Below are 17,146 nucleotides of genomic sequence, written 5' to 3' on the forward strand. Positions count from 1 at the left end.
TCACTTGGCCGCGGCCGCGCCGATGCCAGCGGCGCTCGCGTGTTTTGAGGCCGTGGCGGCAGGGCTGCCTTCTCGCTTGCCCTTGCCATGCCCCGGCAGCGTCTCGCCCACCTGCGGACCATTGGCCGGCTCGTCCAGCCCGCCGCCCAACGCCGTCACCAGCGACGCATGCGCGCCGAGCCGCTCGGCCTGGATCTTCGCGACACCTTCCTGCGCGCGCAGCAACTGGTTCTGCGCGATCAGCACGTTCAGGTAATCCGTCAGACCGCGCCGATAACCTTCGCGCGAAAGGTCGTAATTCTTGCGCGCGGCGGCAACCGAGCGGTCGGCGTCTTTCGCTTGCGTCGCGAGCGAGCGGATGCGGATCACCTGATCGGAAATGTCCTTCAGCGCGCCGACGATCGACTGGTTATAGCGCTCCACTGCCTCGTCGTAACCGGCCGACGCCGCGCCCAGTTGCGAGCGCAACCGGCCGCCGTCGAGAATCGGCAGCGACAGCGCCGGCCCCGCGCTCCAGCTATGCGACGGGTTTTTCAGGAACTGGAACAGCGGCCCCATGGCCGCGTAGCCGCCGATCGACGCCAGCAGGTCGATATCCGGATAAAACCCTGCCTTCGCGACGTCGATGCCGCGCGCCTCTGCCGCCACCGTCCAGCGCGCGGCGACCACGTCCGGCCGATGGCCGATCAGATCCGCGGGCAGCACGCTCGGCAAGCCGGCAGGCGCGGCAAGCGACAGCACAGGCCGCTGGATCGAGTCGCCCGCGCCTGGCCCCTTGCCGGCCAGAGCCGCCAACTGGTTGCGACCGAGCGCGATCTTTTCGTCGATCGCGTCGATCTGCCGTTCGTATTCAGGCAGCGGCGTTTCGGCCTGACTCACTTCGAGTTGCGTGCCGATGCCCCCTTTCAGACGCCGGTTGGCCAGGTCGGCGATTTGCTGCTGTTGCTGCAAAGTGGCGCGGGCGATGTCGAGCAGCGCGTAGTTCAGCGACATCTCAATGTAAGTGCGCACCACGTTGGCTTGCAATTCGAGCTGGGCAGCCCGGGCGTCGGCCGCGCTGGCGTGCGCGGCGTCGAGCGCGCGCTCGCCGGCGTTGCGGTCCTTGCCCCACAGATCAAGGTGATATGACAGCGCGAGGGTGCCGGTGTTGTTCCACGACTGCTGGCCCGCGAACTCGCCCGGACCGTAGTACGGGTTGTCCGCCCATTTCTGGCGCTGGATCGACAGATGACCATTCACTTGCGGCGACAACGCCGACCGCGCGACGCCCGCAATCGACATGGCTTCGCGCACGCGCGCCTGAGCGGCTGCGAGACCTGGATTGTTCGCCTGGGCAGCCTCGATCCACGCGTTGAGCTGCGGATCGTTAAAGGCGCGCCACCAGTCCGCGGCGGGCCACTGAGCGTCCGCGTTGGCCGCGCGAATGGCATTGCCGGCGTCGAGCGACGCGGGCTCGGTGCTGCTCGCTTGCGGTGCGATGCCTCCGGTACTTGCACAGCCGGCAATTGTTAATAGGATCGTAAGGACGGCTGCTGCAGAGATCCCTTTCGCTACCGGAGACGGCACGATTTCCTCCAAAATTGGCTATAGAAGCTAGTGGCCAATTATATTTTTCGATTGATTGGGGAATAACCGGTAAGGATGCAAGGCATTTTTACGCAGACTGAGATAATCGCCTTTGCGAACCGTGTAACAATCGCCACGATCATCAAGGAAAGGTATGGATACGCTTCAAAACATGCGCGTATTTGTCCGCGTCGTCGAAGCGGGCAGCTTTACGGGTGCCGCGCAGCACCTCAACACGACGACCGCGTACGCGTCGCGCGCGGTATCGGATCTGGAAACGCATCTGCGCACGCGCCTGTTGAACCGCACGACGCGCCGCATCGCGCTGACCGAGGCCGGCGAGCGCTATCTGCAACGCTGCGAGCAAATCCTCGCGTATGTCGATCAGGCGGAGGCCGAGGCGAGCGACGCTCACGCACGCCCGTCCGGCAAACTGAAAGTCCATGCAATGACGAGCTTCGGCCAGCATTACGTCGTGCCGGCCGTGGGGCGCTATCAGGAGCGCTATCCGGAAGTGCATGTCGAACTGACGCTCGCGCAACGCATGCCCGACCTTCTCGACGAAGGTTTCGATGTGTCGCTGACGCTCGCCACCAGCCTGCCGGATTCCGGGCTGGTATCGCAGCGTCTGGGCAGCGCGTTCAGCATTGCATGCGCGTCGCCGGCCTATCTGGAGAAGCACGGGGTGCCGCAAACGCCCGCGGACCTCGCGCACCACATCTGTCTGCAGATGGTCACGCCAGTGTTTCCGCCGGACAAATGGGCCTTCGACGGCCCGAACGGCGAGGAAACCATCACGCTCGGCACCGCCACGTTTCAGGTGAATGTCGCCGAGGCGATGGCCGTTGCGGTGACGAGCGGCATGGGCGTCGGGCTGATTCCGATCTACTCGGCGATCAGCGGCTTGCGTAGCGGCGAACTGGTATGGCTGCTGCCGGCGTACACATCGCAGGAAATGAATTTGTATGCGTTGTATCCGTCGCGCCAGTATCTGGATGCCAAGATCCGCACGTGGATCGAGCATCTGCGTGAGGAGCTTCCGTCGACGCTCGCGGTCGATCAGGAGGAACTGCGGCAGTTCGCGCGGACGTGAGGGGCTGTCTGGCGTTCGTCGACGTGGGTTGTCGTTGAATGACGTTGCTCGCGGGGCGGTGGTTGGGCGGCTTGCTGGTGGGCCTCCTGCGGCCTTCGCGTTGCAGTAGCCTTGGAGCGAGCTCTTGCGGCCGCCCTACAGCGGACCCATGCGGCAGCGCTAGCAGCGGTCCAATAACGGCCTGTTACATCGGCGCCGCGTCGCAACATTTCCTTACTTCCGCGCCGGAATTGATTTGCTACGGTGTCGTTGACGCGCTGCCGCTCAAGCTTGGCGCGTTCATCTGGCCGCTTCGGCAATCGCAATCACTGAAGGACGAGGATTTCATGGATACGCATCTGATGATCGGCGTGGCCGTCATGTTTGGACTGATCGGCATTGCCGCATCCCGCGACCTGTTGCGCCGCCTGCGCGAACAGCAGCCGCAACTTGCGCCGATCAAGGTCGAGCGGCCTGAAGACGGCAAGCAGCGGGGCGGCCGGTAATCGGAGTCGTTTGGGCTTGCCGCCTGGCGCGCACCTGTAGCCGCCCAAAGCCGCCCGGCGCTAGATTTCGACGACTTTGTCCCACTCGAACAGCGGATTTTCCCACTGCCGGCTGCGCCGGTCAAAGTAGCCCCGCGGATTGCAAACGACGCGCGTGCCGTTCACCGTGTAGTCGAACGGCGTATGCGTGTGGCCATGAATCCACAGCGTGACGGGCGTGCGTACGAGTTCCGGCAAGTGATTGACGAAGCCGGCCGAGACGCGGTCCTGCGCGTAGCGCTCGGCAAGACTCAGTCGATGCGGCGCGTGATGCGTAACGACAATCGTCTTGCCGGCAAAGGGTTTCGCCAGTTCGCCCTCGAGCCATTCACGCGCCTGGCGGTGCAGCGCGAGACAGTCGTCGGGCGTGAAGTCGCGCGGCGCGTCGTGCGTGTCGTGCGGCCAGTTCATCTGGATCAGACCACGAAAATCGAGCATGGCCCGTCGCGACGCCTCGATCGATTCGGTGAGCGCGGCGCTGTCCGCGCCGTACAGCGCGAAGTCCGTCCACAACGTCGTGCCGAGCACGCGCCAGCGCCCCTGCGGATCGGCGAGCGCGGCGTTGTTCAGCACATGCACGTTGTCGACCTGCGCGGCCGCGTCGTATAACGCGCTTTCGAGCGCGCCGAACTCGCCGTCGTAGTACTCGTGATTGCCTGGCACATAGACCACCGGCACCGTGCCGTCGAAAGTCTGCGCAACCCAGCGGGGTCCCGCCGCGTGATTGTGGATGTCCCCGGCCAGCACGATCAGATCCGCTTGCGCATGCGGAATCAGTTCAGGCTCATCGTTCTCCAGATGCAGATCGGACAGCACGCGAATTTTCACGAACACGGCTCCTGTGAGTGGCCCGCAACGGCGGGCGGTCGATCCTGGCTTTAGCGTAGCACCTTGCCCGGGTTCATCAGGTTCAGCGGATCGAGCGCGCGTTTGACGGCGCGCATCAATTGCACCTCGACGTCCTGTTTGTAATGCATGGCCTCGTCGATTTTCAGCTGTCCCAAGCCGTGTTCCGCGCTGATGCTGCCGCGATGCCGATGCACGCTGTCGTACACGATGTGGTTGATCGGACTCTGGTACTGCGCGAGGAACGCCTGCGCGTCGACACCTTCCGGCGCCTGCACGTTGTAATGCAGATTGCCGTCGCCGAGATGGCCGAACGTCACAATGCGCGCGCCCGGCGCGGCCTGTGCGACCGCTGCATCGGTTTCCTCGATGAAATGGCCGATGCGCGAGATCGGCACCGCGATGTCGTGCTTGATGTTCAGGCCTTCCTCGGCCTGTGCAAGCGGAACATGTTCGCGCAGATTCCAGAACGCGCGCGATTGCGCGAGGCTTTCCGCGACCACCGCGTCTTGCACCACGCCTTCTTCGAGCGCCGTCTCCATCAGACGCTCGAACAGTGCGCGCGCGTGAACCTCACTTTCGCTGTCCGACAATTCGAGCAGCACGATTTGCGCGTGCGGTTCGGCGAACGGATAGCGCATTTGTTCGAAGTGCCGGCCGACGAGGCGTAGGCAGAAATCCGACATTAATTCGAAGCCCGTCAACAGCGGCCCGGCGGCGCTTTGCGCGAGCGACAGAAAACAGAGCGCGGCATGCGGCGAAGCCAGCGCGGCCAGCGCCGTGACGCGCGCGGCCGGTTGCGGATGCAGCTTCAGCACGGCCGCGGTAATGATGCCGAGCGTGCCTTCCGCGCCGATAAACAGGTCGCGCAGATCGTAGCCGGTGTTGTCCTTGCGCAGTCCGCGCAGGCCGTCCCACAGCTCGCCTTGCGGGGTGACGACTTCGAGCCCCAGACACAGCTCGCGCGCGTTACCGTAGCGCAGGACGCCCGTGCCGCCCGCGTTGGTGGCGAGGTTGCCGCCGATCGTGCAACTGCCCTCGGCGGCAAGGCTTAATGGAAAGAGGCGCCCGGCTTCTTCGGCGCGCTTTTGCACTTCCGCGAGCACGACGCCGGCCTCGACAGTGATCGTGTTGTTGTGCGGATCGATGTCGCGCACCCGGTTCAGGCGCCGCAAGCTCACCACCGCCTGCGCGCCGCTCGAATCGGGCGTGGCGCCGCCAGCGAGACCCGTGTTGCCGCCTTGCGGCACGAGCGCGATGCCGTGTTCGACGGCGAGTTTGACGAGCGCCGCGACTTCGTCGGGCGTGGCCGGGCAGAGCACCGCACAGGCCACGCCGGTGTAGCGGCGGCGCCAGTCGGTGAGGTAGGGCGCGGTGTCGTGCGCGTCGGTGAGCACTTGGGCGGCGCCAATTGTGTCGCGGCAGGCAGCGAGGAAAGCGGTTTGAGTCATGTCGGTCGGTCAGCGAATTCCGGCTGAAATTGGACTGAAATTCGAAGTTCGGGCTAAAAAGTCGGGCGTTTGATTTTCAGACGTCCGCGGTTCCAGGATGTTCGCGATGCAGCTTCGCGGCGCGCTTTGCAGCGCGCTTGAACGGCGCAACGTAGGCAAGCGTGCAGACGAAAAAGACCACGGTGAGCGCGGCCTCGAACCAGCCGAGCCGCGCGCTCAGGCCACGGTCGCTCCAGCCACGCACGACGCCCTCGGCAAAATACAACAGGATCAGCATCGACGCCCATTGCAGGGTATACAGCCGATGCCGCCATACGCCCGGCACAGCAAGCAGCAGCGGCAAAGCCTTGAGCACGAGCGCCGAGCCGCCAGGCCTCAGCGGCGCAAGCCACCATTCCCACGCAATCGACAATGCGATCAACGCAACCAGGGCGGCTGTCGCGCCTGACGCCGCGCCAAGTTTGTGCGGTGCCAAGTGCGGCACGGACCGCGTTGCCGGGAGTGTTGCGGGCGTGCCTGTTGCGTCCGCGGATTCGCGCGATTCGGTGCTAGCTTCGGTGTGCGACTCCATGTGCGACCCCCTGTGCGACCCAACGCCGGCGCCTTGGCTCCCGGCCGCGTGAACGTCCGGTTTGTTCGTCACGGCCTTTCGCTCATGGAGGCCGCCGTGCGCGCGACGCGTGCGCCGAGCGCGATGGCGAGCGTTTTCTCATCGGCGGAGATGCCTTGCGCGGCCGTGCCCGCGCGCGCGAAATGCGACGCGCCGTAGGGCGTGCCGCCGGTTTGCGTGGTGCTCAACGCGCTCTCCGTGTACGGAATGCCGACGATCAGCATGCCGTGATGAAGCAGCGGCAGCATCATGGACAACAGCGTGGATTCCTGGCCGCCATGCAAGCTGCCGGTGGACGTGAACACACAGGCCGGCTTGCCGGACAGCGCGCCGGAAAGCCACTGCGGGGTGGTGCCGTCGAGGAAATATTTGAGCGCAGCGGCCATGTTGCCGAAGCGGGTCGGCGAGCCCAGCGCGAGACCGGCGCATTCTTCGAGGTCGCGCAGTTCGACGTAGGGCGGTCCTTCGGCGGGAATGTCCTGCTGGGTCGCTTCGCAGACGGTGGAGACCGCTGGCACGGTGCGCACGCGGGCCTGCATGCCGGGGACGCTGTCGACGCCGTGCGCGATCGCCAGCGCGAGTTCGCGCGTGGCGCCATGACGGCTGTAATAGAGCACGAGAATGTCTTTCATAAGCCTCATCGGTGAACGGGTATTATAGGGCTTGGGCCCGCTGCACAGGCCGTTCGCAGCCATTCATAGCCATTCGGCCAGGCCTCGCATCAGGTTGTGAATGCGGGCCTGAAACACAGTTCGACGAAGCAAGGGGAGGCAGGTTTGTTGTCCAGAGTGCGTTTCGATCTCGACACGCTGAAGCGGCTCGCGCAGTTCGCCGCGAAGCGCAGCGGCGAAGACCGTATTCCGCAGGTGGCCGGCAGTCTGACGTTCACCACCATGCTCGCGCTCGTGCCCCTCGCCACGGTGGCGTTTGCGCTATTTACGGCGTTTCCGCTTTTCAGTTCGTTCCAGGAGTCGCTGCAGTTCTTCCTCGCCGACCACCTGATGCCCGCCCAACTGAACAGCCAGATCTTCAAGTATCTGAATCAGTTCGCCGCTAAAGCGAAGGGGCTGACCACCATCGGCATGGTGCTGCTGTTTCTCACGGCGGTCATGACAATGATGACGGTCGAGTCCGCGTTCAACGTGATCTGGCGCGTGCGCAAGGCGCGGCCTATCGCGCAGCGCATCCTCGTGTACTGGGCGATCATCACGCTCGGTCCGATTCTGATTGGCGTGAGCCTGTCGATCTCGTCCTATCTGTTCACGCAGTCAATGACGTTCAGCGCTGCCCAGCGCATGACGCCGGTGATCGAATGGGCGCTCGCGGGCGCCGCACTGCCGTTGACGGCGCTCGCGTTCACGATTCTCTACGTGTACCTGCCGAACTGCCGCGTGGAATGGCGCGATGCGGTGATCGGCGGCGTTACCGCTGCGATTGCTTTCGAACTCGCCAAGCGCGGCTTCGGCTATTACGTGCGGCGCATTCCCACTTATACCGCGGTGTACGGCGCGTTCGCGGCGGTGCCGCTGTTTCTGCTGTGGATGTACCTGTGCTGGTTCATCACGCTGGCGGGCGCGATGATCGCGTCGGCGTTGCCGGCGATCCGCATCGGCCAGTTTCATCGTCCGACTTTCGAAGGCAGCAATCTGTTCGATTCGCTAGAACTGCTCGCGCGGCTCGCCGAAGCGCGCGACGCCGGCAAGCCCGGCTATACGGTGCCCGAACTTTCACGGATGCTTCGTCGCGACATGGACACCACGATCAATCTGCTGCAAAAGCTCGAACAGATCGAGTGGATCGCGCAGTTGCAGGAGGACGGCACGCGCCCGCATTTCCTGCTACTGGCGAATCCGGCGCAGATCACCGTCGAGCGGCTGTTCGATCTGTTCGTGATGGATCGCGGGGAACTCGAGTATCAGCTTCAGCTCGCATCCACCCGCGTGGATGGCGGCACGCTGCTCGCGGCGCTGGAAAACGACAAGTTGAAGGTGACGCTCGCGGCGCTGCTCGCGGCCCGTGCTGCGGCACGCGCGGCCCAGGCCGAAGAGAAAGAGCGCGGCGCGTCTTCCATGCCGCATCAGACGGCGTAGGTTAGCGCGATGCGGTGCTTTGGTCCCGGTTCGCGCTGAAGCGGCTCGGGGCTACAAAGAAATCTTGCCGACGCAGATGTCCTTGAACATGACCCAGTCGCCCATCAGGCTGTAGAGCGGATGACGGAAGGTCGCCGGCCGGTTCTTCTCGAAGAAAAAATGTCCGACCCAGGCAAAGCCGTATCCGCAGATGACGGCAGCCGGAAGCCATAGCCAGTCACCGGTGGCAAGCGCCATCGCGAGGCACCCGATGACCCCGAGCGACCCCACGAAGTGCAGCCGCCGCGAGACCAGGTTGCGATGCTCGCTCAGGTAGTACGGATAAAACTCCGCGAAGTTCGCGAAGTGATCGGTGTGCGCGGTATGAGCCATAACGGCCTCCGGATTGCTACGCGTTGCGATTGCCTGCCCGTCCCCAGCAACTGGTTCTTCGAGGCACGCCCACATGCCGGCGGCGCCCGAAACAGCACAGGCTCGATTCATTGTGCGGCTATCGTGGGCAGTGCGCAACCTGGCCATTCGGACGATGGCGCCGACGTCTCGTTGCCGCTATCCTGAGCGCTTGTTAAGGCTTGCGAAGTTCACGCGGCTGATAAGCGACCGGACAGCGGCTAGCCCGCATCCCGCGGTGGCCTGGAAGCGAAGCTGAACAGCGCGTCGAGTGTGGCGTCGGGCTGCTCGGTCATTAGCGCGTGGCCGGCGTCGAGCGTGACCGTGTCGACGTCTGCGCCGGCTTTTATGAGTGCGTCGGCGAGCGCTTTCGCGGCGCGCGGCGGTGTCATGGCGTCGCGCCGGCCGACGATCAGGCGCGTCGCGCAGCGAATCTGCGCGGCACGCGCGAGGCCGTCAGCGTATGTATTGCACGCGGTGAAGTCGGTGTGGAACAGATGCGGTTCGCCGTTCACCGACACACGTTCCATCAGCCGCTGGTTCATGCCGTGCAGCCAGAAGCCAGGGCCGGGGCACGAGGGTTTCGCTGCCAGCGTCGAATGCGACCATTGGTTGACCATGCCGATCGCTTCGGACTCGCGATGCAGGGCGGCCTCCAGCAAGGCGTCGGAGACGGCCATCGGCAAAGCGGTCGCGAGCAGCGCGAGGTGCGTGGCTCTCTGCGCATAGCGGCCGGCGAAGTCGAGCGCGACCAGCGAGCCCATGCTATGACCGGCCACGAATGCGCGCTGCACGCCTGCGGCATCGAGTAATGCGGCGAGCCAGTCCGCCATGGCCGCTACCGTCGTGAGCGCGGGGCCGGTGCTACGGCAGTGTCCGGGCAGATCCACCGCCAGCACGCCGAACCCGTGATGCGCGAAGTAGCGTGTTTGCAGCGCCCACACGCTATGGTCATGCTCCGCGCCGTGGATAAACACGGCGGTCGGCAGATTCGCGTCGAACGGTTTGCCGCCCGTGTAGGCGTAAGCGGCTTTGCCTTGAACGGTCAGGATCATGCGGACTCCGGGCGGGATTGGGAGGCGGAGGAATTGTCTGCTTGCGGCGCGGCTTTAGATGCGGTTTTCTGTGCGCTTTTTAGCCCGCGTTTCAGGTCGTCGATCAAATCGTCCGGGTCTTCCAGACCGATCGAGAGACGGATCGTGCCTTCGGCAATGCCCGCTGCGGCGAGCGCGGCGGCGTCCATGCGAAAGTGCGTCGTGGAAGCAGGATGGATCACCAGCGAGCGCGCGTCGCCGACGTTCGCCAGATGCGAGAACAGCGACAGCGCCTCGATGAAGCTGCGGCCGGCGGCGCGGTCGCCACGCAAATTGAAGCTGAACACGGCGCCCGCACCGTGCGGCAGCAGACGTTTGGCGAGCGAGTGGTCGGGATGCGTCGGCAATTCCGGATAGGCCACCGCTTCAACCGTGGGGTGACTGGCCAGGAACTCGACCACGCGGCGCGTGTTGGCCACGTGCCGTTCCATTCGCAAAGGCAGTGTTTCGATGCCTTGCAGAAGCTGCCACGCGGCTTGAGGATGCAAGCAGGCGCCGAAGTCGCGCAAGCCTTCGCGGCGAGCGCGCAACAGGAAGGGCGCGGCGGTGCTTTCCTCGCTGAACACCATGCCGTGGAAACCCTCGTAAGGCTCGGTCAATTCGGGGAACCGGCCCGAGGTGTCGAAATCGAACGTGCCGCCATCGACCAGCACGCCGCCGATAGTCGTACCGTGCCCGCCCAGGAATTTGGTCGCCGAGTGATAGACGAAGTCGGCGCCATGCTCGAACGGTTTGAGCAGATACGGCGTCGTGAAGGTGGAGTCGACGAGGAGCGGCACGCGGTGCTCGTGCGCGATCTGCGCGACGGCTGCAATGTCGAGCACGTCGAGGCCCGGATTGCCGAGCGTCTCGCCGAACAGCAAGCGCGTATTGGGACGCAGCGCCGCGCGCCATGCATCCATATCGCCCGGTTTGACGAACGTCGTCTCGATGCCGAAGCGCCGCAACGTGTAATGCAGCAGGTTATGCGAGCCGCCGTATAGCGCGCTCGAGGCGACGATGTGCGAGCCCGCGCCCATCAGCGTGACGATTGCCAGATGCAACGCGGCCTGGCCGCTTGCTGTACCGATCGCGCCCGCGCCGTTTTCCAGCGCTGCAACGCGCTCCTCGAATACGGCCACGGTCGGATTCGAGATGCGCGAGTAGACGTGGCCCGCGCGCTCCATGTTGAAGAGCGCGGCGGCGTGGTCGGAGTCGCGAAACGAAAACGAAGTGGTCTGATAGATCGGCGTGGCGCGCGCGCCGGTGGCGGGGTCGGGAGCAGCGCCGGCGTGCAGCGCAAGCGTGTCGAAACGGTTGGCGGACATGCTGGTCGGCGGGGCCACGGACAGCCTCGCGAAAGGTGAAAGTGGCGGCCATCCTATCACCGGCATGAACCGCTTCAAGCGCGGTTTTCCCGATGCTCATGCGCCGCACGCTGCCCTTGTGAGCACGCGCAAGCCCGCCGCGCCTTGGTGGGCGGGCCGCTTTCCTTTTATGGGCCTTTCCGCTAGGATCGAAAGTCATTGATGCAACACCATGCCTAGCGGGTATTTCGGGAGACAGATCATGCGAGTCAGCGACATTCTTAAAGTCAAAGGGAACACCCTTTTCACGGTTACGCCGGATGCCACGCTGCACGACGCAGTCAACACCATGGCCGAGCACGATATCGGCTCGCTGGTCGTGATGGAATACGGCGACCTTGTCGGTATGCTGACATTCCGCGAGATTATTCTTACCCTCAGCGAGAACGGCGGGAGTGTGGGCACCTCCACAATCCGTAAGGTCATGGACGACCATCCGCTCACTTGCACGCCCGAAACGGACGTCAACGAAGTGCGTCGCATGATGCTCGAGCATCACGTGCGTTATCTGCCCGTCATGGAAAGCCGTACGCTGATGGGCGTGATCTCGTTTTACGACGTCGCGAAAGCGGTGGTTGAAGAGCAGGGCTTCGAAAACCGCATGCTCAAGGCGTATATCCGCGACTGGCCGGAAGAGCAGGGGCAGCAGCCGGCGCGTTAATGCGCGGTGGCCCGCTTATGTGGCTCACCTGGTTCGCCGCGGTGCTCGGGCGGCAGCGGGCGGAATTTCGAGTAAAGGCGTGCGCGAAAGCGTGCGCTTTTTTTGTGCCCGCCGATGTGGCTCACGGAGCGCTTCGTCGGCTCCCCGTTCTCAACATGTCCCCTCCAATTTATGAGTGACCACCCGTCGTCCCCATTGCCCGCCGCCCGTGGCGCCCGCCAGAAGGGAGCACATGAATCCCAGTTCCGGCTGCTCAGCCAGCGACGCTTTGCGCCGTTTTTCTGGACGCAGTTCCTCGGCGCCATGAACGACAACGTCTTCAAGATCGGTTTCACGTCGCTTGTCACGTATCAGGCGGCGCGCTTTTCCGGGGTGGATCCCAAGACGGCGGCGTTTCTGATTTCGGCCATTTTCATCCTGCCTTTCGTTCTGTTGTCGGCCACTTCCGGCCAGATTGCCGACAAGTACGACAAAGCGATGCTGACGCGCTTCGTCAAGAGCTTCGAGATCGTCGTGATGCTGATCGGCGGCGCGGGCTTCCTGCTGCATAGCGCGCCGCTACTGTACCTGTGCACGTTTCTGATGGGCGTTCATTCGACCGTGTTCGGTCCGGTCAAGTACTCGTACTTACCGCAGCATCTGTCAAATCAGGAACTGGTCGGCGGCAATGGCATGGTCGAGATGGGCACTTTCGTCGCGATTCTGATCGGCACGATTATCGGCGGCGCAAGTGCGGGCTTCGTCGAACATGGCGCGCTGGTGCTGGCCTGCGCGTGCGTCGCGATTGCGCTCGCGGGGCGCGCCGTGTCGGGCTTCGTGCCCACGACGGCGGCGCCGCAGCCGGATTTGCGCATCAACTGGAATCCGTTCAGCGAAACGTGGCGCAATCTCAAGCTCGCACGCGAAAACCGCACTGTGTTTCTGAGCCTGCTCGGCATATCGTGGCTGTGGTTCGTGGGCGCGACTTTTCTGTCGTCGTTTTTCAGCTTCGCGAAAGACGTGCTGTCCGCCAATCCGGACGTCGTCACGGTGCTGCTCGGCACGTTCTCGATCGGCATTGGCCTCGGTTCCCTGTTATGCGAAAAGCTCTCCAAGCGCCGCATTGAAATCGGCCTCGTGCCGCTCGGCTCGATCGGCATCAGCGTGTTCGCCATCGACCTCTTTTTCGCGAGTCACGCATTGCCGCCGGCGGGACATTTGTTGAGCGTCGGCGAATTTCTTGCGCGCGCCGCACATTGGCGCGTGCTGGCCGACCTGTTCCTGCTCGCAATGTTCGGCGGCTTCTACAGCGTGCCGCTGTATGCGCTGATCCAGAGCCGCAGTCGGCCGAGCCACCGCGCGCGCATCATCGCCGCGAACAATATTCTGAATTCGCTGTTCATGATCGTCTCCGCGTTGATGGCTGTGGGCCTGACCGCGGCGGGCTTCGGCATTCCGGCAATCTTTCTCGTGACCGCGCTGCTGAATATCGTGGTGGCGACCTATATCTATTCGCTGGTGCCCGAGTTCTTGTTGCGGTTTGTCGCGTGGATGCTGGTGCACACGTTCTACCGGATTCGCCTCGTACACGCCGAGCGGATTCCGGAAGAGGGCGCGGCCGTGCTCGTGTGCAATCACGTGAGTTTCGTGGATGCGGTCGTCATCATGGCCGAGAGTCCCCGGCCAATCCGTTTCGTGATGGATCATCAGATCTTCAAGATGCCGTTGGCGGGCTGGATCTTTCGTCACGCGAAGGCGATCCCGATTGCGCCCGCGCATCAGGACGCGCAATTGTTGACGCGCGCTTACGAGCGCTGCGCGCAAGCGCTCGCCGAGGGGGAACTGGTGTGCATCTTTCCTGAAGGCAAGCTCACTCGAACCGGCGACATGAATCCGTTCCGTCACGGCGTCACGGAGATCATCCGGCGCACGCCCGCGCCGGTCATTCCCATGGCGCTGCGTGGCCTGTGGGGCAGCGTGTTTTCGCGCGCGGACGACGCGCGCTGGCCGCGGCCGGTGCAGAAGGGTGTAATGAGCCGTCTGACTCTCGCAGTAGGCGAGCCGATCGATCCGGCGTTGGCGACGCCCGAACTGCTTCAGCAGACCGTCACGGAGTTGCGCGGCGCGCGGAAGTAGGGAGCAGCCTTGTCCGGAAGTCATAGGCCGCCATCTGGTGCCGCCTTGGGCTCCGGTGAGGCTGGCATAATAGCGTCTTCCCCGCATTCCTTTGGACGACGCTCATGTCCGGCAACACGCTCGGTACGCTTTTCACTGTCACGACCTTCGGCGAATCGCACGGGCCGGCTATCGGCTGTGTGATCGACGGCTGCCCGCCGGGCATGGCGCTCAACGAAGCCGACATTCAACTCGAACTCGACCGCCGCAAGCCCGGTACGTCGCGCCACGTGACGCAGCGCCAGGAAGAGGACAAGGTCGAGATTCTGTCGGGCGTGTTCGAAGGGCAGACCACCGGCGCGCCTATCGCGCTGCTGATCCGCAACACGGACCAGCGCAGCAAGGACTACGGCAATATCGCGGACACGTTTCGTCCGGGTCACGCTGACTACACATACTGGCAGAAGTACGGCATTCGCGACTATCGCGGCGGCGGCCGTTCGTCGGCACGTCTGACGGCGCCTACGGTGGCGGCGGGCGCGGTCGCGAAGAAATGGCTGCGCGAGAAGTTCGGCACCGAAATCCGCGGCTACATGGCCGCGCTTGGCGAGATCGATGTGCCGTTCGTCGACTGGGCACAGGTGCGCGAGAACCCGTTCTTCGTGCCGAACGCCGATATCGTGCCGCAGCTTGAAGCGTATATGGACGCGCTGCGTAAGGATGGCGACTCGATTGGGGCACGCATCAATGTGGTCGCATCGGGCGTGCCCGTAGGTCTGGGCGAGCCGCTGTTCGACCGGCTGGATGCGGACATCGCTCACGCCATGATGGGAATCAACGCAGTGAAGGGCGTGGAAATCGGCGCGGGCTTCGCGAGCGTCGCGCAGCGCGGTTCGGTGCATGGCGACGAACTCACGCCGGAGGGCTTTGTCGGCAATCACGCGGGCGGTGTCCTCGGCGGCATTTCGACTGGCCAGGACATTACGGTGTCGATCGCGATCAAACCGACTTCCAGCATTCGCACGCCGCGCCGCTCGATCGACAAGGCAGGGCAGCCGGCCGTCGTCGAGACGTTCGGGCGCCATGACCCATGCGTCGGCATTCGCGCCACGCCGATCGCGGAATCGATGCTCGCGCTGGTACTGATCGATCATGCGTTGCGCCACCGCGCACAATGTGGCGACGTATCCGTCAGCACGCCGAAGATCGCGGCAAGTGCGCCGTAACGGGCATCGGTAGCGCGTTTTCTCATTGCGCTGCGTGAGCGGCGCTATCGCATGAATCATCTGAATACCCACTCGGCAGACAACGTTCTGCCGGCGTTGCGCGCACGCGCGGCGGCGCCGGATGCTACGGCGCGCGTTTGCTTTGCGTTCGGTCAGACGTTGCTGCAACACGCGGCCGGTCGAGACAAAGCATTGCAGAGTGAAGCGCTCGCGGCTCTCGTACGCGCTTATCGACTCGATCCATCGTGTGAGCCCACGCTGCTTCATACGATTGCGCAGACGGCGTTTATGGTGCGCGAGTGGACCCTGGTCGAATCCGCCACTGAACTGCTGCTTTCGCAAAATGCCGCTGATGCCAACGCGTTGATCTGGCGCGCAGCCGCCGTGCAGTATCGCGACGACTTCGCAACCGCCGAGCAGTTGCTGCGGGAAGCGGTGCGCATGGTGCCGGGCAATGCAGTGGCGCTTCACAAGCTGGCGTTGTGCATCAAGGAACAGGCGCGTTTTGCCGAAGCCGAAGCGTTGCTCATTCAAGTGCTCGAGTTGTCGCCGAATAATGCGCATGCGTTATTCGATCTCTCCGAAATCGAGATCCGCAGCGGGCGTTTTGCCGACGGCTGGGCGCACTACGAGTCACGCATTGCGTTTGCCGGCGATCTGAACAACGCGCAGCATGCGCTTGCCGAGATCAGCGCGCATTGGCAGGGCGAATCGCTTGCTGGCAAGACGCTCGTCGTCTATGGCGAGCAGGGCAACGGCGATTGTCTGTGGGCGGTGCGCTTTCTGCCGCTGCTCGCCGAACGTGCGCGGCGCGAGGGAGGCAGGGTGATTTTCGGTCACGACGGGCCGTTGCGGCATCTGTTCGAAAGGACGCTGCCTGCTGATTTGCCGCTCGAAACAAGCCTTGAAACGCAGCCTGATTTCCATTGTGGGCTGATGAGCTTGCCGCTGCGCCTCGAAATTTTCGATGCAACGGCGTGGGGCGCGCCTTACCTGAGCGGTGACCCGACGCACATGCAAACGTGGCAACAGCGTGTGCAAGCCTACGTCGCCGCGAAGGCCGGCAATCGCAAGGTGGGCCTCGTGTGGAACGGCAATTCCGAACATATCCGCGACAAGCGGCGTTCAGTGCCGGTGGCGCAACTCGAGCCGTTATTGGGTGTGTCGGACGTCACGTATTTTGCGTTGTCGCCGGGACGCGGCGAGACCGTCGCGCAATGGCGTGCGAAAGGCCTCGACGTCGTCGATCTCACTCATCATTTTCAATCTGGATTCGACGATGTGGCCGCGTTGCTGGCGAATCTCGATCTGATGGTCACGATCGACAGCGGGCCGGCTCATCTGGCGGGCGCGCTCGGTGTGCCGACGTGTTTGATGATCGATCACGTATCGGCGTGGTTCTGGGGCGACGAGTCCCCGGTTACGTCCTGGTACGATTCGATCGAACTGATCAGGCAGCCGGCGGTCGGCGACTGGGCGCCGGTTGTGGCCCAAGTGCGCGCGCGAATCGAAGGAATGGCCCGCGGCTGACTTTCGGCCTTCGCAGCGCGGGCATCGTTTGAAATGCGCTGCGAAGGCCAATACCGACTCGATCACATATTCGGATAGTTCGGTCCGCCGCCACCTTCAGGCGTGACCCACACGATGTTCTGCGTCGGGTCCTTGATGTCGCAGGTCTTGCAGTGCACGCAGTTCTGGGCGTTAATCACGAGCCGTTCGCTGCCATCATCGTTCTTCACGAATTCATAGACCGCAGCCGGGCAATAACGCGACTCGGGGCCGGCATACGTCTGCCAGTTGACGTTCACCGGCACGATGGGATCTTTCAGCGTCAGATGCGCCGGCTGGTTCTCTTCATGATTCGTGTTCGAGATGAACACTGAAGAAAGACGGTCGAACGTCAGCTTGCCATCCGGCTTCGGATACTCGATCGGCTTGCACTGCGAAGCGGGCTTGAGCATTTCATGGTCGGAATGCTGATGATGCAGCGTCCACGGCACGTTGCCGCCAAGTACCTTCTGTTCGATGCCGACCATCAGTGTGCCGAGGTACAAACCCTTGCTCATCCACTGCTTGAAATTGCGGGCCTTGTAGAGTTCCGTGTGCAGCCATGAGGTTTTGAATGCGTCGGGATAGGCCGTGAGTTCGTCGCTGG

General features: G+C 63.6%; 16 protein-coding genes. 7 read left to right on the forward strand and 9 right to left on the reverse strand.

Annotation, left to right across the window (positions count from 1 at the left end):
• Positions 1-1,566 (reverse strand): efflux transporter outer membrane subunit, encoded by a 1,566-nt coding sequence (locus C0Z16_RS06470; protein ID WP_102631367.1) that lies wholly within the window; start codon positions 1,564-1,566, stop codon positions 1-3.
• A 154-nt stretch (positions 1,567-1,720) separates the two neighbouring features.
• On the opposite strand from C0Z16_RS06470, the gene C0Z16_RS06475 reads away from it, so the two are divergent.
• Both C0Z16_RS06475 and C0Z16_RS38085 read left to right on the forward strand, forming a co-directional pair.
• Positions 1,721-2,659, forward strand: a complete 939-nt coding sequence (locus C0Z16_RS06475) for a LysR family transcriptional regulator (RefSeq protein WP_102631328.1) — start codon at positions 1,721-1,723, stop codon at positions 2,657-2,659.
• A gap of 326 nt (positions 2,660-2,985) precedes the next feature.
• Entirely contained in the window at positions 2,986-3,144 is a 159-nt protein-coding gene (locus C0Z16_RS38085) for a hypothetical protein (protein WP_167403489.1), read from the forward strand.
• Positions 3,145-3,204: 60 nt separating this feature from the next.
• Here the strand turns inward: C0Z16_RS38085 and C0Z16_RS06485 are convergent, their stop codons facing one another.
• The 4 genes from C0Z16_RS06485 to wrbA form a co-directional block, all read right to left on the reverse strand.
• Entirely contained in the window at positions 3,205-4,011 is an 807-nt protein-coding gene (locus C0Z16_RS06485) for a metallophosphoesterase (RefSeq protein WP_102631368.1), read from the reverse strand.
• Between the two features lie 50 nt (positions 4,012-4,061).
• Positions 4,062-5,480: an FAD-binding oxidoreductase gene (locus C0Z16_RS06490; RefSeq protein WP_102631330.1), complete on the reverse strand. Its 1,419-nt coding sequence runs from the start codon at positions 5,478-5,480 to the stop codon at positions 4,062-4,064.
• A 76-nt stretch (positions 5,481-5,556) separates the two neighbouring features.
• A complete protein-coding gene (locus C0Z16_RS06495) occupies positions 5,557-5,955 on the reverse strand; it encodes a DUF2069 domain-containing protein (protein ID WP_407070654.1) in 399 nt (132 codons plus the stop codon).
• 164 nt (positions 5,956-6,119) lie between these two features.
• Positions 6,120-6,722, reverse strand: coding sequence for an NAD(P)H:quinone oxidoreductase (wrbA, locus tag C0Z16_RS06500; protein WP_102631331.1), 603 nt, complete (start codon positions 6,720-6,722; stop codon positions 6,120-6,122).
• Positions 6,723-6,866: 144 nt separating this feature from the next.
• Here wrbA and C0Z16_RS06505 point away from each other — a divergent pair, with 144 nt between their 5' ends.
• Positions 6,867-8,180: a YihY family inner membrane protein gene (locus C0Z16_RS06505; RefSeq protein WP_102631370.1), complete on the forward strand. Its 1,314-nt coding sequence runs from the start codon at positions 6,867-6,869 to the stop codon at positions 8,178-8,180.
• Positions 8,181-8,231: 51 nt separating this feature from the next.
• On the opposite strand, the gene C0Z16_RS06510 is transcribed toward C0Z16_RS06505, so the two are convergent.
• The 3 genes from C0Z16_RS06510 to C0Z16_RS06520 form a co-directional block, all read right to left on the reverse strand.
• Positions 8,232-8,552 carry an Mpo1-like protein gene (locus C0Z16_RS06510; RefSeq protein ID WP_102631332.1) on the reverse strand — a complete coding sequence of 107 codons (321 nt, stop codon included), beginning with the start codon at positions 8,550-8,552 and terminating at the stop codon, positions 8,232-8,234.
• A 239-nt stretch (positions 8,553-8,791) separates the two neighbouring features.
• A complete protein-coding gene (locus C0Z16_RS06515; RefSeq protein ID WP_102631333.1) occupies positions 8,792-9,625 on the reverse strand; it encodes an alpha/beta fold hydrolase in 834 nt (277 codons plus the stop codon).
• Positions 9,622-10,971 carry an O-acetylhomoserine aminocarboxypropyltransferase gene (locus C0Z16_RS06520; protein WP_102631334.1) on the reverse strand — a complete coding sequence of 450 codons (1,350 nt, stop codon included), beginning with the start codon at positions 10,969-10,971 and terminating at the stop codon, positions 9,622-9,624. The genes C0Z16_RS06515 and C0Z16_RS06520 overlap by 4 nt, the downstream gene beginning before the upstream one ends.
• A gap of 241 nt (positions 10,972-11,212) precedes the next feature.
• Between C0Z16_RS06520 and C0Z16_RS06530 the strand changes: the two genes are divergently transcribed.
• From C0Z16_RS06530 to C0Z16_RS06545, 4 genes are all read left to right on the forward strand, one after another.
• Positions 11,213-11,671: a CBS domain-containing protein gene (locus C0Z16_RS06530; protein ID WP_020069514.1), complete on the forward strand. Its 459-nt coding sequence runs from the start codon at positions 11,213-11,215 to the stop codon at positions 11,669-11,671.
• Positions 11,672-11,842: 171 nt separating this feature from the next.
• The gene (locus C0Z16_RS06535; protein ID WP_102631371.1) at positions 11,843-13,786 is read left to right on the forward strand and encodes an MFS transporter; all 1,944 of its coding nucleotides are present in this window, start codon (positions 11,843-11,845) and stop codon (positions 13,784-13,786) included.
• 104 nt (positions 13,787-13,890) lie between these two features.
• Positions 13,891-14,991, forward strand: coding sequence for a chorismate synthase (aroC, locus tag C0Z16_RS06540; protein ID WP_102631336.1), 1,101 nt, complete (start codon positions 13,891-13,893; stop codon positions 14,989-14,991).
• A 51-nt stretch (positions 14,992-15,042) separates the two neighbouring features.
• The gene (locus tag C0Z16_RS06545) at positions 15,043-16,521 is read left to right on the forward strand and encodes a tetratricopeptide repeat protein (protein ID WP_102631337.1); all 1,479 of its coding nucleotides are present in this window, start codon (positions 15,043-15,045) and stop codon (positions 16,519-16,521) included.
• A 62-nt stretch (positions 16,522-16,583) separates the two neighbouring features.
• Here C0Z16_RS06545 and C0Z16_RS06550 read toward each other — a convergent pair.
• On the reverse strand, positions 16,584-17,146 hold a 563-nt coding region (locus C0Z16_RS06550; protein WP_208638623.1), incomplete at its 5' end, for a 4Fe-4S dicluster domain-containing protein.

It is taken from the genome of Paraburkholderia rhynchosiae (assembly GCF_002879865.1).
GTDB classification, from domain to species: Bacteria; Pseudomonadota; Gammaproteobacteria; order Burkholderiales; family Burkholderiaceae; genus Paraburkholderia; species Paraburkholderia rhynchosiae.

Bases quoted from the DNA above. Each gene is read 5' to 3' on its own strand.
- C0Z16_RS06475 (WP_102631328.1), top strand. From the start codon at position 1,721: ATGGATACGCTTCAAAACATGCGCGTATTTGTCCGCGTCGTCGAAGCG.
- C0Z16_RS38085 (WP_167403489.1), top strand. From the start codon at position 2,986: ATGGATACGCATCTGATGATCGGCGTGGCCGTCATGTTTGGACTGATC.
- C0Z16_RS06490 (WP_102631330.1), bottom strand. From the start codon at position 5,480: ATGACTCAAACCGCTTTCCTCGCTGCCTGCCGCGACACAATTGGCGCC.
- wrbA (WP_102631331.1), bottom strand. From the start codon at position 6,722: ATGAAAGACATTCTCGTGCTCTATTACAGCCGTCATGGCGCCACGCGC.
- C0Z16_RS06510 (WP_102631332.1), bottom strand. From the start codon at position 8,552: ATGGCTCATACCGCGCACACCGATCACTTCGCGAACTTCGCGGAGTTT.
- C0Z16_RS06515 (WP_102631333.1), bottom strand. From the start codon at position 9,625: ATGATCCTGACCGTTCAAGGCAAAGCCGCTTACGCCTACACGGGCGGC.
- C0Z16_RS06520 (WP_102631334.1), bottom strand. From the start codon at position 10,971: ATGTCCGCCAACCGTTTCGACACGCTTGCGCTGCACGCCGGCGCTGCT.
- C0Z16_RS06530 (WP_020069514.1), top strand. From the start codon at position 11,213: ATGCGAGTCAGCGACATTCTTAAAGTCAAAGGGAACACCCTTTTCACG.
- C0Z16_RS06535 (WP_102631371.1), top strand. From the start codon at position 11,843: ATGAGTGACCACCCGTCGTCCCCATTGCCCGCCGCCCGTGGCGCCCGC.
- aroC (WP_102631336.1), top strand. From the start codon at position 13,891: ATGTCCGGCAACACGCTCGGTACGCTTTTCACTGTCACGACCTTCGGC.
- C0Z16_RS06545 (WP_102631337.1), top strand. From the start codon at position 15,043: ATGAATCATCTGAATACCCACTCGGCAGACAACGTTCTGCCGGCGTTG.